This window comes from Staphylococcus sp. MI 10-1553 (assembly GCF_010365305.1).
GTDB lineage: Bacteria > Bacillota > Bacilli > Staphylococcales > Staphylococcaceae > Staphylococcus.
Genome location: NZ_CP048279.1, coordinates 1508179 through 1523194, shown reverse-complemented (window position 1 = coordinate 1523194; position 15016 = coordinate 1508179). Strand labels below are relative to the sequence as shown.

Sequence of the window (15016 nt, the reverse complement as noted above, 5' to 3'; positions counted from 1 at the left end):
TTTGCTCATATTGTTTATTATCAATGTATCAAATTGTAATGTGTGATACTATTCATATTTTGCGATTGCTACACACTTATTATAGCACGTTTACGCCATTTGTTACTTGTCAATCACATTCAATTCAAGTGTTGAAATACAACTTTTTAGCGTTTTTATAGAGCATCTATTTTAACATTTTAAAGATAGAATGGCTATGTGCATTTTTCCGTGAAGCGATACGGTTTCCGTTCAAATGTTACTACTCGGTCTCGACATTAAAAGAGCAAAACAAATGAGACAAGCGACAATCTCAGCTTCTCTACTGAAATCATCTCTTGTCTCATCTTAAGAGAGTTTTATAACTGCTTTGGTCGGTTTAAAACTTCTGACCAAATGAGCCCATTCACGACCTCATTATTGGAAAATGTTAAATCGCCTTGTTGGATAGCGGTTGTATTGTTTTCTTCCAACAATTTTTTCAATTTGAATTGCTTTGTACGATTCGATAAATAGCTATCTTGAATGATATTTTTGGCGCGTCTTTCAATGTGTGCAATTCGCTTTTGTCTTTCTTTATCAAGTTGTTTATCGAGTTCATGCATATGTTGATTCAACATCTGTTGCATTTCTGTAGCCTGCTCTTGTTTTTCTTGCGTTTTTGAATTTGTCGATTCAGCTTGTTTTTCGTATTGAGTAGGTTGAGGTCTTACCATCTTTTCACGTTTCGGTTGTTGTGTTGGCTGTGGTTCAGACGGTTCGGTTGGTTCATCAAAATCTGAAAGTTCTTGTTCAAACTCTTCAAGCTTTTGTTGCATTTTCTCTAGGAAACCACCACTTTTTTGAGGTGTTGTTTCCTTTTTGGTATTTTGAGGTTTTTTTTGTTTTTGGCGTTTCTCATGACTTTTATCACTAACTGCACTAAATAAAGAAATGGCAATGGTGATAATAAATATAATCGTTCCAATGCTCATCTAATCACCTCAATTACTGTTCAGGTGTTGAGTTGTTGTTTTGAGTGCTTTTATTAATTGCTTCTCTCATCCCTGTATCTGCTTCAATATTTTTCAGATTATAATAATCTTTCACACCGATATTACCAGAACGTAATGCTTCTGCTAAAGCGAGTGGTACTTGTGCCTCAGCTTCGACTACTTTCGCATGCATTTCTTGTACACGCGCTTTCATTTCTTGCTCTTGCGCAACAGCCATCGCACGACGCTCTTCCGCTTTCGCTTGTGCAATGTTTTTATCTGCAATGGCTTGTTCAGTTTGTAAATCGGCACCAATGTTTTTACTAATATCTACGTCAGCAATATCAATAGATAAAATTTCAAAGGCTGTTCCTGAATCTAAACCTTTACTTAAAACGGTTTTAGAAATGTTATCAGGGTTTTCTAAAACTTGTGTGTGGTGTTCACTAGAACCAATTGTTGAGACAATCCCTTCACCCACACGGGCAATAATCGTATCTTCACCAGCACCACCGACTAAGCGTGAAATGTTTGCACGTACAGTAATACGTGCTTTTGCCTTTACTTCAATCCCGTTCATCGCAACACCCGCAATAAATGGTGTTTCGATCACTTTAGGGTTTACTGACATTTGTACAGCTTCTAATACGTCACGACCTGCTAAATCGATAGCCGCACCACGTTCGAATGGTAAATTAATATCCGCACGTTGCGCCGCGATATTCGCATCAACAACACGGTCCACATTCCCGCCTGCTAAATAATGAGACTCAAGTTGGTTTGTTGTTAAATGTAAACCTGCTTTATGCGCTTTAATTAGTGGGCCAATGACTTTACGCGGTGAAACACGACGTAAACGCATCCCTACTAATGTACCAATTCCTACTTTTACACCAGCAGCTAATGCAGAAATCCATAAGCCGACTGGGACAAACGAAAATAAAATCAATAAAGCAACAATAATTAATACGGCAATGACGATGAAAGTAATTAATCCACTTGTTAACATTACATTCGCTCCTTATATTTAAATTTCTCTTACGACAACACGTGTGCCCTCAACTTCAATAATTGTAACTTCAGTGTCTTTACTAATGTATGACCCTTCAGAAACAGCATCAATACGCTGATTGTTCAAAATGATAATGCCTGAAGGACGTAAATCAGTATAGGTTACTGCAGTTTCACCGACGAAATGAGAGCGGTCATTATGAGATGTATAGCCAGATTCTTTACTCGTTGAATCTTTTAATACAACTTTGTCAAATATCGCTATACTCTTTTTAAAGAATTTCACTAAAATCACCCACTCGATTAATGTCAAAATTAATGCGAATACGACATTGAATAACATCATTGATAAGTCATTTCCAAGTGTAATAAAACTGATGATGATGAGAATCATACCAATCATCCCCAACACTGCACCGAATACGAATAATTCGATAATGACTAAAATCACACCAATGACGAATAACATTATTGTAACAATCGTTAAACTACCTTGAATGACGAAACCTAAAAAGATTGTTAATAAAGCGAATAATGCGATGATACCGCCAAAATTAATCTTTCGAGAATAGAGTTGATATAAAAAACCAAGAAAGACAATACATGTTAAAATTAGCGAAATCGTTTGGGAAGTTAACCATTCTACAAGTTGACGAAAAACATTTGATCCAATAATTTTCCCGATGATTGGGTTTATATGTATGAGATAATTAATATGTCACACACCTCACTCTCTTCCTTGTAGTATACATGAAAAATGTTGAATCATGTAGTGTTATCAAAAATTTATTAAAAGTTTTTGACTTTATTGATTTTAATTTAAATTGTTATTACGATTTTCTATTGTATGGAAAAATGATTGATAGTAACGCAGAACACACAGAAAATATGAGTTGTATAGTTTTAGTTAAAAGACAGTAATAACGTTTCAGGGAATTAAAAGTTTGAAATAGGAATAGTAATAAGAGAGTCATATTTAGAAAGAACGCTTACTCAATCGCGAGTAAGCGTTCTTTTATATCATCATTTGAATGTTGAGGGAGTTCAACACAATGAATGATTATCTGAATTTACGTTTACGCGCAGCTTCAGATTTCTTTTTACGTTTTACGCTTGGTTTTTCATAGAATTCGCGTTTACGAACTTCTTGAATTGTACCGCTTTTTGAAACTGAGCGTTTAAAACGACGTAAAGCATCTTCTAATGATTCGTTTTTGCGGACTACTGTTTTAGACATCTGTATTTCCCTCCCTCCAAATATCAAAAAAACTTTTATTCATCATTTACACAGTAAGTAACCATGTAATGAATAGTATAAATTAAATCTTTTTCTCGGTCAATCTTCAAATTTACATTTTTTTACAGAATATGAATCTTTTTTACGTGATAATAAAAAATGTAAATAAAAGTAGTCAATTTACTCGAGTAGTATGTTGAATCATATGCTTAACTTAAAACTTTTTCATTTTCTGAAGCATTTGTCGCATGTTCAACGACACGTAACAACGTCCCTTGATTGATTGGATAACCGGCTTGTGACACTTTCACTTTGCAAATTTGCCCAATAAGTGACTCGTCACCTACAAATTCTACTTTCATATAGTTATCTGCATAGCCAACAAGCACGCCAGTTTGAGAACCTTTTTCTTCAGGAATCACTTCTAATACATCATTTTCAAATTTTGATGCATATGTTTTAGCAAGTTGATTGCTCAATTCAATCAGTTTATGCACACGTTCGTTTTTGATTTCTTCATCAATTTGATCATCCATACGTGCTGCAGGTGTACCAATTCGTGGTGAATATGGAAAGACATGTAATTCAGAAAAATGATGATTAACGATAAAATCATACGTTTCTTGAAATTCTGCTTCAGTCTCACCTGGGAAACCAACAATGACATCACTTGTAACGGCTAAACCAGGTAACGCAACGTGTAATTTTTGAATACGCTCAGAAAAATGAGCCATTGAATATTTACGGCGCATACGTTTGAGCACACTGTCTGAGCCCGATTGAAGTGGAATGTGTAAATGACGAACCACTTTTTGTGACTGTTGCAATACTTCAATCACTTCATCCGTTAATTGGCTTGCTTCAATTGAAGAAATACGAATACGTTCTAAGCCATCTACTGTTTCTAAATCCCTTAATAATTGTGCTAAGTTGTAGTTTTTTAAGTCTTGACCGTAGCCACCAGTATGAATACCAGTTAACACAATTTCTTTATACCCTGAGTTAACGAGCTGTGTCGCTTGTTCAATGACTTTTTGTGGATCTCTTGAACGCATTAAGCCACGTGCCCATGGAATAATACAGAACGTACAAAAGTTGTTGCATCCTTCTTGAATTTTAAGCGATGCACGTGTTCGATCTGTAAAATATGGCACATCTAACTCTTCGTATGTACGGTTTTTCATAATATTACTTACACCGTTAATCGGTTGACGTTCGTCTTGATACGTATCGATGTAATTTAATAATTTATGGCGATCTTGCGTACCGACAACAATATCGACACCAGGAATTTCCATAATTTCAGCTGATGACGTTTGTGCATAACACCCTGTCACACAAATGACCGCATCAGGATTTTGTCGAATCGCACGACGAATGATTTGGCGACTCTTTTTATCACCCGTATTTGTTACTGTACATGTATTAATCACGAATACATCCGCGTTTTGTTCAAAATCTACACGGTTATATTCTGCATCTTTAAATAACTGCCAAATTGCTTCAGTTTCATAATGGTTTACTTTACAACCTAATGTATGAAAGGCAACTGTAGACATAGATTCACCCCATTAATTCTATTTCGTAGCTTATGGCACTTAATGCATAAAGTGGCGCCGTTTCAGCACGTAAAATACGAGGTCCTAGCCCTACGCTTTGTGCAACATCTTCAAAAAGTGCGATTTCACTCTCAGAAAAACCACCTTCCGGGCCGAATAAAAATAACACATGGGACCCGTGTTTGAATTGACGTAATTGTTGCTTAAACAGAGCGCGTTCATTTTGTTTAGCAGCTACTTCATATGCCATAAGTACACAATCATATTGACCTATCATATCATATATTTCGTGTAAATTCGAGACAAATTTCACTTGAGGAACGACTTGGCGATAACTTTGTTCAGCAGCTTCTTTCACTATTTTTTGCCAACGTTCAACCTTTTTGGCAGCTTTTTGTTGATTCAGTTTAACGACAGAACGATCCATTTGTGTTGTGATAAACGATGTAGCTCCGAGTTCAGTCGCTTTTTGTAGCAGCCACTCGTATTTATCACCTTTAATTAAACCGCTACAAATTGTGATATTCAAAGGGAGCTCTGTTTCTATTTCTATACGTTCCACAGTTTCAATCGTAATTCGTTGTGCTTCAATATCAATAATTTTACAGCGATACGTGACTGCATTTAAAAAGTTCATAATGAGTTCATCACCAATAGTTTGTCTCATCACACTTTTAATATGATGTATATCATTACTATTAGTGATAAAAAAACGCTGACAGTGTTCAGCGTTTTCATTTAAAAAGTATCTTTGCATGTTAATTCACCTTCTGACCGATGATACAAATCCAACCTTCATCGTTTTTAACTTCCTTAATTGTGAACCCTGTTTCTTCCATTAATGTTTGAATCGATTCACGTTTCTCTTCAATAATACCAGAAGTGATAAAGTAGCCTTCAGGATTTAAATGATCATATGCATCTTGAACCATTTTTTCAATAATGTGCACTAAAATGTTGGCAATGACGACATCATATTGACCCTTTTCCTCTGTCAGTAAATTACTTGTTGCCGTTTCAATCGCGTCTAAACAATGATTTTTTTCAAAGTTTTCTTTTGCAACTTGGACAGCCATTTCATCTAAGTCCGTCGCTTTAATCGATTGCGCACCTAATAAATATGAAGCGATACTTAAAATACCAGAACCTGTACCGACATCAATGACACGATGATGTGGTTGGACAATCTGCTCAAGCGCTTTGAGACACATACTTGTTGTCGGATGATCCCCAGTACCAAAGGCCATACCTGGATCCAATTCAATATAGAGATGCGTATCATCACGCTCGACAGATTCCCAACTTGGCACTATGAAAAAGCGTTCAGATGCTTGAAATGGATGGAAGTAATTTTTCCATTCGTTTTCCCAATCAGACTCTTGGATGAACTTTTCTTCTATCGCCAACACATTTTGGTCCATCAAGGGGGAAGCTTGAAGTTGTGCAAATATGCTGTTTTTCAAAGTTTCGTCAAATTGTAAATCATTAAAATAAGCTTTAACAATCATATGTTGCTCTGGATAGTCAGCTGGATTAAGTTCAAAAATTTCACCAAAACGATCTTCTCGAATTTTAGAAACCTCACTTGAGTCTTCAATCGCAACACCGTTAGAACCTGCTTCTTGTAAAATTTCAGTGGCGATAGATTCTGCTGCTTGGTTAACAGTTACTGAAAGTTCAATCCAATTCATAGGTTATTCTCCTTTAAAAAAACGACGTGCTTTATCTTTAAAATTTGAAGGTTGTTCGTTAACTGTTTCTCCACTTACTTCGGCAAATTCTTTTAACAGTTCACGTTGACGCTCGTTAAGGCTGGTTGGTGTTTGAACACGTATATTAACAAATAAATCACCATAGCCATAACCGTGAACATTTTTAATTCCTTTACCTTTGAGTCTAAATTGTTTGCCTGTTTGTGTTCCCTCAGGCACTGTAAGCATGACATGACCTTTTAATGTAGGAATTTTAACTTCGTCACCTAATGCAGCTTGTGCAAAGCTAATATTGTGATTGTATAAAATGTCATCACCTTCACGTGTGAATTTATCAGATGGTTGCACACGAAAAATAACGAAAAGATCACCAGCCGGTCCACCATTTTCACCTGGTCCACCTTGTCCTGCCAAACGAATTTGTTGATCATTATCGACACCTTCAGGCACTGTCACTTCAAGTTTAACATTTTTTAACTCCGTTCCTTTACCGTGACATGTTGGACATGGCTCTTCAAATTCTTCTCCAGTACCATTACATTCAGGACAAACTTTTTCAGTTCTTACACGGCCTAAAATGGTATTTTGTTCGACAGAAACGTGCCCTGCACCATGACAGTATGAACATGTTTTCTTTTTAGTACCTGGTTTAGCACCTTCGCCATCACATGTATGACATGTCACTTCTTTTCGAATTGAAATTTCTTTCTTTGTACCGAAAACAGCTTCATCAAAAGTGACAGTCATTGTGTATTGAAGATCGTCACCTCGACGTGGCGCATTAGGATCACGTTGACGTTGTGCACCGCCAAAGAACTGGCTAAAGATATCTTCAAAGCCGCCGCCACCGAATCCAGAGAAGTCTTGACCACCAAACCCTTGTCCAAAGCCACCTTGAGGACCACTATGACCAAACTGATCGTATTGCGCACGTTTATTTTCGTCACTTAATACTTCATAGGCTTCAGAGATTTCTTTAAACTTCTCGTCCGAACCTTCTTCTTTATTAATATCTGGATGGTATTTTTTCGATAATTTGCGGTAGGCTTTTTTGATTTCATCTTTACTCGCGCTCTTGGACACGCCAAGGACTTCGTAATAATCTCGTTTTGCCAATGCACTCTCTCCTTTTGAATTGATTTTTTGAATAAAAAGAGGCTGGGACGATTGAATGTCCTAGCCCCTTTGAGCGACCTTTTACAGTCAATTTATATGATCGAATGACCTATTTTTGTTGATTGTCGTCGTCGTTAACTTCTTTAAACTCTGCATCTTCAACAGTACTATCGTTTTGAGAAGCATTCGCGCCATCTTGTTGTTGTGCAGCTTGTTGTGCTTGCTCATAAACTTTCATTGATAATTGTTGTACGACTTGTTCTAGAGCTTCTTTTTTCGCTTTAATGTCTTCAATGTCGCTACCTTCTAATGCAGTTTTTAATTCGTCTTTTTTCGCTTCAGCTTCTTTTTTATCTTCTTTGCTCACATTGTCGCCTAAGTCTTTTAAAGTTTTGTCGACTTGGAATACAAGTTGATCAGCATCGTTTCTTAAGTCTACTTCTTCACGTCGTTTTTTATCTGCTTCAGCGTTTTGTTCAGCATCTTTCACCATACGATCGATTTCTTCATCAGATAATGCAGAAGAAGATTCGATTGTGATGTTTTGTTCTTTATTTGTACCTAAATCTTTTGCAGTTACATTTACAATACCATTTTTATCGATATCAAATGTCACTTCGATTTGAGGTACCCCACGTGGTGCTGGTGGAATATCAGTTAATTGGAAACGACCTAATGTTTTGTTATCTGATGCCATTGGACGTTCACCTTGTAAGACGTGAATGTCTACAGCTGGTTGGTTATCTGCTGCCGTTGAGTAAACTTGAGATTTAGATGTTGGGATTGTTGTGTTTCTTTCAATTAAAGTATTCATACGGCCACCCATAATTTCGATACCTAATGAAAGCGGTGTTACGTCTAATAATACAACATCTTTAACATCACCAGTGATTACCCCACCTTGGATTGCTGCACCCATCGCAACGACTTCGTCAGGGTTTACACCTTTGTTTGGTTCTTTACCGATTTCTTTTTTAATTGCTTCTTGTACTGCAGGAATACGTGTTGAACCACCTACTAAGATGACTTCATCAATGTCAGCGTTTGAAAGACCAGCATCTTTCATTGCTTGACGTGTAGGTCCCATTGTTTTTTGTACAAGATCATATGCTAATTCTTCAAATTTCGCACGGCTTAAAGTTGTTTCTAAGTGTAATGGACCAGCTTCACCAGCTGAGATAAATGGTAATGAAATTTGTGTTGAAGATACACCTGATAAGTCTTTTTTCGCTTTTTCAGCAGCATCTTTTAAACGTTGTAATGCCATTTTATCTTGTGATAAGTCAACACCATTTTCAGATTTGAATTGTTGTACTAAGTAATCAATAATCACTTGGTCAAAATCGTCCCCACCAAGTTTATTGTCACCTGCTGTTGCTAATACTTCAAATACGCCGTCACCTAGTTCAAGGATAGATACGTCGAAAGTACCGCCACCAAGGTCGAATACAAGTACTTTTTCATCTTTGTCAGTTTTATCTAAACCATATGCTAATGCTGCAGCTGTTGGTTCGTTGATAATACGTTCAACTTCAAGACCAGCGATTTTACCCGCATCTTTAGTCGCTTGACGTTCTGCATCATTGAAGTAAGCAGGAACTGTAATAACAGCTTTTTCAACTTTTTCACCTAAGTAGCTTTCTGCAGTGCTTTTTAAGTTTTGTAAAATCATCGCAGAAATTTCTTGTGGTGTATAAGATTTACCGTCAATATTTTCTTTATGGTCTGTACCCATATAACGTTTAATAGATTGGATTGTATTAGGGTTTGTGATAGCCTGACGTTTAGCAACTTCCCCAACTTGTGTTTCACCATTTTTAAATGCAACGACAGATGGTGTTGTTCTTGCGCCTTCAGGGTTTTGAATGACTTTAGGTTCGTCACCTTCTAATACTGATACGCAAGAGTTTGTTGTACCTAAGTCAATTCCAATTACTTTACTCATAGTCAAATTCCTCCTAATTTTCAAACATAATTATTTTCACATAAATGGTTTTCTTCGTCAAAATTATTGATTTACTTTTACCATTGAAGCACGTAAGACTCTATCTTTCAATTGATAGCCAGCTTGTAATTCTTCGGTAATTTGTCCAGATACAAAATCCGGATTTTCATCTTGCATGACTGCTTGATGGAAGTTCGGGTCAAACTGTTCACCTTCAGTTTTGATTTTTTCTAATCCGTTATCTTCTAGTGCTTTTAAAAGGCTATCGTAAACCATTTCTACACCTTTTTTCAGTGCATTAAATGATTCCTCATCACCTTCAATTTTTAGAGCACGTTCAAAATTATCTAGTGCTGGCAATACATCAGTGAGTACTTTTTGTGCCTGATATTTCTTTTGTGTTTGCGCTTCATTTTGAATACGTCTTTTATAATTTTCAAATTCTGCATATAAACGCAAATATTGTTCTTCCTTCGCATCAACTTCAGCTTTTAAAGAAGCGATTTCCTCATCTTTAGGATCTTGCGTTTCATCATTACTTGCATCATTTACAGTTTCAGAGTCTTGATTTACTGCAACTTCTTCATTTTCCATTTCTGGTTCTGAACTTTCTGTTGTTTCTTGCGACTCAGTTTCTTTAATCTCTTCGTCCTTACGCATGTCTTTTTCCTCCGACATTTTCAAACCTCCATTACGTTTAAACATTTCGTATCACTTCGTTATGAAATCCGACTTAACAATTGTATCACATTTTGATAATGCATAGCAGTAGGACCGATAACAGCAATATGACCTGTTAAATCTTTGTCTATTTGATATGAACGACTTAATATCGCAATATCGTGTAAATTTTGTTCAATCTCGGTCCCAATACGAACATTAATCAATTGGTCAGACATATTGTGAATCACATCGGCAATACGATAGGACTCAATATATTTTAATATAGGTTGTATGGACGCCACAGTTGACTCGTTCAATCCTTCAATAAGTTGATGTTTACCACCTAAATAAACACGCGTAGATTGATTGTTACGATATTGATGTAGCAAGTGAACAATACGAATGATTAAGTCTGCTTCTTGCGCATTAAAACCTAACATACGATACATCTCTATCGATTGCACGTCATTGCCATCAAAAAAATGACTAACATGCTCGGATAGATAGTTGGATACTTTAATGACCGAATGATCATCATAAGGTTGATCACTTGTCACATGCAAATGTTTCACTTGTCCCATCTTATCAATCATCACTACGATTAAATGGTGTGGATTTAACTTCATCAAATGCACATCCAGTATAGAGGCCTCTGAATGATCAGGTCCTATTACAAGAGTGGTATAATGTGCTTGATTTGAAAACACTTTCGCAAAGGTGTCTAATGTCGATGATAGATCATAATGATGATTCACTAGCATCTGATGAATATCAAGATCACCTTGCATTTCAAAATTGTAGGGTTGTTCTAACAAATGATTGGCATACAGTCTAAATCCTGCTTCTGATGGGATTCTACCAGAAGAAAAATGTGTTTTAGTGATAAGTGATTTTTCTTCTAACGTCTTCATGTCATTGCGAATCGTCGCAGGACTAACATCCACATTGTGCCTTTGTATTAATGTGTTAGATCCAATAGGTTGTCCTAAGTCAACATAATCTTCAACAATTGCAGTTAAAATCTTCAATTGCCTTGGCGTAATCATGTTTTTCACCTCATTAGCACTCTTTCTACCCAAGTGCTAACTATAATTTATCAAATTGGTCAAAGTAAGTCAATGTTAAAGCATCATTTATCGAAAAAAGTTTTTATACTTGAATAAATGCCTCAAATACCGTGTTTCCAACGATTCTTCCTTGATCTGTTAAGGCAATGTGAGCGTCTGTTAGTTCAATGAGGTTTTGACCTTTCAAAGTGACGATTTCTTTAGCATAAATATCTTCAATAGTTTGATTGTATTTCTTTTTGAATTGCGCTTTATCAATCCCTGTATTCATTCTTAATCCAAGAAACATTTCTTCTTCAATTTGTTCTTTAACAGTCGGTGTCGTTTCAGTTAAACGTGGAAGTTCATGTTGTTGAATTTTTTTAATGTAGTGATTGACCGGATTAATATTCGTATAGCGCACCCCATCAATATAACCACTCGCACCCGCACCAAAGCCGTAATAACTTTCATTTTTCCAATAGACTTGATTATGGATAGATTCATGTCCTTTTTTAGCAAAGTTTGAAATTTCGTATTGTTGTAATGGACTATTTTTCATCCGATTCATTAAATACTGGTACATTTCTGCACCGACATCTTCGTTAGGCATTTTCAGTTTCCCTTTACGATACTGATTATAAAACTGTGTCTGAGGTTCTAGAATTAAGCCATAACTGGATAAATGGTCAATATCAAGACGGAGTGCTTCTTCTAGACTGTCTTGAAATTGTTGCATGCTTTGGCCAGGCAAATGATACATTAAATCTAAACTAATGGATGGAATACCGTGTCGACGTGCGTTTTCTATAGCTTGATAAATATCAGCTTTTTGATGACTGCGACCTAACGTTTGAAGTAAAGCATCGTCAAAAGTTTGAACACCGAGTGAGAGTCGATTCACACCATATTGTTTCAATAACGCCACTTTTTCTTCTGTCAGTTCGTCAGGATTCGCTTCAAAGGTATATTCCCCTTTAATATCAAACTGGTCTTGAATCGCTTGTAATAAATATTCTAATTGGGATTCAGATAATGCGGTAGGCGTACCACCACCGACAAACATCGTCTCTAGTTGAGTTGCTTTTGATTGTTTCATCTCTTCGACCAAGCAAGCCAAATATTGATCGACCGGCTGATTTTGGATGAAATATTTATTGAAATCACAATACGTACAAATTTTTACACAAAAAGGAATATGAATATACGCACTTTTTGCCACCATTAGTATTCACCTCATAAAATATGCCCCCTCGACACCTCAAGATGCGCGGGAGCATGTAATTTTCGCTTTATTCATCGTCCATTTTCAGTACAGCTAAGAAAGCATCTTGTGGAATTTCCACACTACCGACTGCTTTCATTTTAGCTTTACCGGCTTTTTGCTTTTCTAATAATTTACGTTTACGGCTAATGTCACCGCCATAACATTTCGAAAGTACGTTTTTACCCATTGATTTAATGTTCGTTCTCGCGACAATTTTATGTCCAACTGCAGCTTGAACAGGCACTTCGAATTGTTGTCTAGGGATTAACGTTTTTAATTTTTCTACAAGTGTTTTACCACGTTCGTATGCAAAATCACGATGCACAATAAAACTTAAAGCATCTACTTTATCGCCGTTAAGTAAAATATCCATTTTCACAAGGTTACTTTCTTTGTTCTCGATAAATTCATAATCAAAAGAAGCATAACCTTTCGTGTTGGACTTCAATTGGTCAAAGAAATCAAAAACGACTTCTGACAATGGTAATTCATAAACGATACTCACACGAATATCATCTAAATAATCCATATTAACAAACTGACCCCGTTTACGTTGACACAGTTCCATGACTGCCCCGACATAATCATTTGGAACCATCATTGTTGCACGGACATAAGGTTCAAACACTTTATCAATTTGATCTCTGTCAGGCATTTGTGCAGGGTTATCTACTTGAATCTCATCGCCATTTCTCAAAATCACCGTATAAATAACTGATGGTGCTGTTGCGATGAGTTCAATTCCAAATTCACGTTCGATACGTTCTTGGATAATTTCCATATGCAACATACCGAGGAATCCTGTACGATAACCAAATCCAAGCGCTTTTGAAGATTCTGGTTCGAATTCTAATGATGCATCATTGAGCTGTAATTTTTCTAATGCTTCACGTAAATCGTTGTAGTCTTTATTGTCGATTGGGAAAAGACCACAATATACCATTGGGTTCATTTTTTTATACCCTTTTAAAGGCGTTTCAGCAGGTCTATTGGCATGGGTAATGGTGTCCCCCACACGTGAGTCATCTACATTTTTAATGCTTGCAATGATATAACCTACATCACCGACAGTTAACTCTTCAACCGGTAATTCTTTTGGTGTATTAATGCCGACTTCAGTCACTTCAAATGTTTTGCCAGTCGCCATCATTTGGATACGGTCGCCCGCTTTGACAACACCGTCAACAACACGTATAGAAGAAATGACACCGCGATATGGGTCATATTCAGAGTCGAAAATCAATGCTTTTAATGGTGCAGCCGGATTCCCATCTGGAGGTGGAATCATTTCAACAATCTTTTCTAGAATTTCTTCAATACCAATGTTGGCTTTCGCACTCGCTAGAACTGCATCATCTTTGTCTAAACCAATAACATCTTCAACCTCTTGTTTCACACGTTCTGGTTCAGCAGCTGGTAAATCGATTTTATTAATGACAGGAATCAATTCTAAATCGTTGTCGAGTGCTAAATATACATTCGCTAAAGTTTGTGCTTCGATGCCTTGTGCAGCATCGACGACAAGAATCGCACCTTCACAAGCAGCTAACGAACGTGACACTTCGTATGTAAAGTCGACGTGCCCTGGTGTATCGATTAAATGGAACGTGTAGGTTTGTCCATCTTTAGCATCATATTTTAAACGTACTGCATTTAATTTAATTGTGATACCACGTTCACGCTCTAAATCCATAGAATCTAACAGTTGTGCTTGCATTTCTCGAGATTCAACAGACTTTGTATTTTCTAAAATTCGATCAGCTAATGTTGATTTTCCGTGGTCGATATGCGCTATGATCGAAAAATTCCTGATATTTTCACGTCTATTTAAACGTTCTTGGTTATCCATATCATCATACTCACTTTCATAAGTTTACCCGTAAATTAACGATTACATCTTTGCTATAATAACGTTTTTAAGCGTTAATTGCAACTCCATCATGACGCGAAACAATGTGTGAAATGCGTCAATTCAAAACTTCAAACAGAAATCATTTTTGTCGAGGTCACGCTTCCATTAATGAAATGATATTGTCACTCCAGTACATCTCGTCGAAAAAATAATTCAACGGTTCAATTAATTATTGCACAATGAATAGAGTTTTGATAGAATGAATCTTGTTGTAATCAAATTATTTTGATACGAAGACGATTATAGGAGGTGTCTTTCATGCCAAATATCAAATCTGCAATTAAACGTGTGAGAACAACTCATACAGCAGAAAGCAAAAACATTTCACAAAAAAATGACATGCGTTCTGCAGTGAAAAGCGCGAAAAAAGCAATTGAAACTAATGCTGATAATAAACAAGAATTAGTAAGCAAAGCAGTGAAACGTATTGATAAAGCTGCTCAAAAGAATTTAATTCATTCTAACAAAGCTGATAGAATGAAATCAAAATTAATGTCAGCAAAATAATGAAAAAGAGCTGTGCCATTTGAGGTATAGCTCTTTTTTATTCGACTAACGCTATCCCCCACTTCATTTTTATAAAGCGAGAACGACA

14 protein-coding genes are annotated in these 15016 nt (G+C 36.4%); 1 reads left to right on the top strand and 13 read right to left on the bottom strand.

Going from position 1 to position 15016, the window contains the following annotated elements; all coding sequences use genetic code 11:
• Positions 1-338: 338 nt before the first annotated feature.
• From GZH82_RS07065 to lepA, 13 genes are all read right to left on the bottom strand, one after another.
• Positions 339-953 (bottom strand): hypothetical protein, encoded by a 615-nt coding sequence (locus tag GZH82_RS07065; protein ID WP_162681890.1) that lies wholly within the window; start codon positions 951-953, stop codon positions 339-341.
• Between the two features lie 13 nt (positions 954-966).
• A complete protein-coding gene (floA, locus tag GZH82_RS07060; RefSeq protein ID WP_014613783.1) occupies positions 967-1962 on the bottom strand; it encodes a flotillin-like protein FloA in 996 nt (331 codons plus the stop codon).
• 18 nt (positions 1963-1980) lie between these two features.
• Positions 1981-2640 (bottom strand): NfeD family protein, encoded by a 660-nt coding sequence (locus GZH82_RS07055; RefSeq protein ID WP_238989693.1) that lies wholly within the window; start codon positions 2638-2640, stop codon positions 1981-1983.
• Positions 2641-3024: 384 nt separating this feature from the next.
• Entirely contained in the window at positions 3025-3201 is a 177-nt protein-coding gene (rpsU, locus tag GZH82_RS07050) for a 30S ribosomal protein S21 (RefSeq protein ID WP_002471046.1), read from the bottom strand.
• Between the two features lie 209 nt (positions 3202-3410).
• Positions 3411-4760, bottom strand: coding sequence for a tRNA (N(6)-L-threonylcarbamoyladenosine(37)-C(2))-methylthiotransferase MtaB (gene mtaB / locus GZH82_RS07045; RefSeq protein WP_162681889.1), 1350 nt, complete (start codon positions 4758-4760; stop codon positions 3411-3413).
• 4 nt (positions 4761-4764) lie between these two features.
• Positions 4765-5517 (bottom strand): 16S rRNA (uracil(1498)-N(3))-methyltransferase, encoded by a 753-nt coding sequence (locus tag GZH82_RS07040; protein ID WP_162681888.1) that lies wholly within the window; start codon positions 5515-5517, stop codon positions 4765-4767.
• Between the two features lies 1 nt (position 5518).
• Positions 5519-6451 carry a 50S ribosomal protein L11 methyltransferase gene (gene prmA / locus GZH82_RS07035; RefSeq protein ID WP_162681887.1) on the bottom strand — a complete coding sequence of 311 codons (933 nt, stop codon included), beginning with the start codon at positions 6449-6451 and terminating at the stop codon, positions 5519-5521.
• A 3-nt stretch (positions 6452-6454) separates the two neighbouring features.
• Positions 6455-7588, bottom strand: coding sequence for a molecular chaperone DnaJ (dnaJ, locus tag GZH82_RS07030; protein WP_162681886.1), 1134 nt, complete (start codon positions 7586-7588; stop codon positions 6455-6457).
• Between the two features lie 109 nt (positions 7589-7697).
• Positions 7698-9533: a molecular chaperone DnaK gene (gene dnaK, locus GZH82_RS07025; protein ID WP_162681885.1), complete on the bottom strand. Its 1836-nt coding sequence runs from the start codon at positions 9531-9533 to the stop codon at positions 7698-7700.
• Positions 9534-9596: 63 nt separating this feature from the next.
• Positions 9597-10238: a nucleotide exchange factor GrpE gene (gene grpE, locus GZH82_RS07020; protein ID WP_162681884.1), complete on the bottom strand. Its 642-nt coding sequence runs from the start codon at positions 10236-10238 to the stop codon at positions 9597-9599.
• Between the two features lie 14 nt (positions 10239-10252).
• Positions 10253-11242 carry a heat-inducible transcriptional repressor HrcA gene (gene hrcA, locus GZH82_RS07015; RefSeq protein ID WP_162681883.1) on the bottom strand — a complete coding sequence of 330 codons (990 nt, stop codon included), beginning with the start codon at positions 11240-11242 and terminating at the stop codon, positions 10253-10255.
• A gap of 103 nt (positions 11243-11345) precedes the next feature.
• Positions 11346-12467, bottom strand: coding sequence for a radical SAM family heme chaperone HemW (hemW, locus tag GZH82_RS07010; RefSeq protein ID WP_162681882.1), 1122 nt, complete (start codon positions 12465-12467; stop codon positions 11346-11348).
• Between the two features lie 67 nt (positions 12468-12534).
• Positions 12535-14358, bottom strand: a complete 1824-nt coding sequence (gene lepA / locus GZH82_RS07005) for a translation elongation factor 4 (RefSeq protein WP_162681881.1) — start codon at positions 14356-14358, stop codon at positions 12535-12537.
• Positions 14359-14679: 321 nt separating this feature from the next.
• Here lepA and rpsT point away from each other — a divergent pair, with 321 nt between their 5' ends.
• On the top strand, positions 14680-14928 hold the full coding sequence (gene rpsT / locus GZH82_RS07000; RefSeq protein ID WP_014613771.1) for a 30S ribosomal protein S20: 249 nt from the start codon (positions 14680-14682) through the stop codon (positions 14926-14928).
• Positions 14929-15016: the final 88 nt, after the last annotated feature.

What these genes read in the sequence shown, in the direction of transcription:
- GZH82_RS07065 (WP_162681890.1), bottom strand. Translation starts at nt 953, where the DNA reads ATGAGCATTGGAACGATTATATTTATTATCACCATTGCCATTTCTTTA.
- floA (WP_014613783.1), bottom strand. Translation starts at nt 1,962, where the DNA reads ATGTTAACAAGTGGATTAATTACTTTCATCGTCATTGCCGTATTAATT.
- rpsU (WP_002471046.1), bottom strand. Translation starts at nt 3,201, where the DNA reads ATGTCTAAAACAGTAGTCCGCAAAAACGAATCATTAGAAGATGCTTTA.
- mtaB (WP_162681889.1), bottom strand. Translation starts at nt 4,760, where the DNA reads ATGTCTACAGTTGCCTTTCATACATTAGGTTGTAAAGTAAACCATTAT.
- GZH82_RS07040 (WP_162681888.1), bottom strand. Translation starts at nt 5,517, where the DNA reads ATGCAAAGATACTTTTTAAATGAAAACGCTGAACACTGTCAGCGTTTT.
- prmA (WP_162681887.1), bottom strand. Translation starts at nt 6,451, where the DNA reads ATGAATTGGATTGAACTTTCAGTAACTGTTAACCAAGCAGCAGAATCT.
- dnaK (WP_162681885.1), bottom strand. Translation starts at nt 9,533, where the DNA reads ATGAGTAAAGTAATTGGAATTGACTTAGGTACAACAAACTCTTGCGTA.
- grpE (WP_162681884.1), bottom strand. Translation starts at nt 10,238, where the DNA reads ATGTTTAAACGTAATGGAGGTTTGAAAATGTCGGAGGAAAAAGACATG.
- hrcA (WP_162681883.1), bottom strand. Translation starts at nt 11,242, where the DNA reads ATGATTACGCCAAGGCAATTGAAGATTTTAACTGCAATTGTTGAAGAT.
- hemW (WP_162681882.1), bottom strand. Translation starts at nt 12,467, where the DNA reads ATGGTGGCAAAAAGTGCGTATATTCATATTCCTTTTTGTGTAAAAATT.
- lepA (WP_162681881.1), bottom strand. Translation starts at nt 14,358, where the DNA reads ATGGATAACCAAGAACGTTTAAATAGACGTGAAAATATCAGGAATTTT.
- rpsT (WP_014613771.1), top strand. Translation starts at nt 14,680, where the DNA reads ATGCCAAATATCAAATCTGCAATTAAACGTGTGAGAACAACTCATACA.